The sequence below is a fragment of the Bacteroides sp. OF04-15BH genome (assembly GCF_003477995.1).
In the GTDB taxonomy this organism is placed as follows: Bacteria; Bacteroidota; Bacteroidia; order Bacteroidales; family Bacteroidaceae; genus Paraprevotella.
Window position 1 is genome coordinate 1 of the sequence record NZ_QUEM01000099.1, and the last position, 1160, is coordinate 1160.

At 51.3% G+C, this 1160-nt stretch carries 2 protein-coding genes; both read right to left on the reverse strand.

Translation table 11 applies throughout. From position 1 onward, the window contains the following. The coding region (locus tag DXA74_RS15990) for a conjugal transfer protein TraO (RefSeq protein WP_118529115.1) at window positions 1–572 on the reverse strand (572 nt) is incomplete at its 3' end. 3 nt (window positions 573–575) lie between these two features. Then, window positions 576–1160: conjugative transposon protein TraN (gene traN / locus DXA74_RS15995; protein WP_118529113.1), on the reverse strand; the 585-nt coding region annotated here is incomplete at its 5' end.

Sequence of the window (1160 nt, forward strand, 5' to 3'; positions counted from 1 at the left end):
ATGAATTTCAGTCCCAAAGATACCTGCGTGTGGAACTTGCCTATGTCCGAGCCGAACAACGCCCGTTCCCTTGCACTGACAAGCAAGGCTATCCGGTCGGTCAGGTAGGCTTCCAGTTCCAGCGTCAGCGCACCGCCGTAGATGAAGCAATCCTTATCCAGCAAGGTAGAGCCGTCCGGCAGCAGCTTTTCGCTTCGGTTGCTTGTTTCGTACCCGGCGAGAGCCGACAATCCCAATGAAAGGAAAAAAGTCTTTCGCCTGTCCGATAGGAATTTCAGGTAATAGCCGCCCTCTGCGGTGAACTGTTCCACGGGTATCTGCATATCCTTGTAGTCATACTTCTTGTGCAGGTATTCGCCGCCAATCACCCAGCGGTTGGCGTTCTTGGTGTAAACGCTGTACGCCGCCCCGATGTGGTAGGCAAAATCCGTGTCGGAGTTCCAATGCACCCCGTCCGCCATGCCCGCCGTGACTTGCAAGCCTTTCATGCCCGGCAGGTATCTTTGCGCATGTGCCTGAAACGAGGTCAGGCACAGCGCAAAGAGCATCATTATAAAGATGTGTCTTTTCATTCCCTATTTGATTTTTAGTTCGTCAATCACTTCTGCGTTCACGATGTCGGCGTTCTCCACCCGTATGGTCTGATGCCGCCCGCCGTTCTTCTCGTAGAGTTCCACGACCAGCAGCTTGTCGTCAGGAATGGTGAACTTCGGCAGGGCGTACACCGTGCGCACGGTACTTTTTCCTGCAATCTCTATCACCTCGTTGTAGCTACGTACCGCATCCAGCACCGTTTCCTGAATAGCCGTGCGCTTGGGTACTTTCTTATCGGTTATCTTAAACTTGATGAAGTCGGTATCGAAAGGCACGTTGGAACTGTTCTTTGTCTGCGTGTGTACATAGAGCATCCCGTTATAGGTGTAAATCCCCTTGATTAAGAACTGTATGCCGAAACGCTTGCTACCCAAGTGGCGCACTTTCCGGTCATTGTTCTTGTAGATGCTCTGCATTATCAGTTTCACCAATAGCGGGCTTTCATTCCCCAGTTCCCGGAAATAGATGTTCATCCGGGTATGTGAGAAGTCGGACGTATCTTCATTCTCCAAGAAGTCTTTCATTTCGATGTTGAGCATTTCCGGTTCACGGGCGTACTTGGCGTT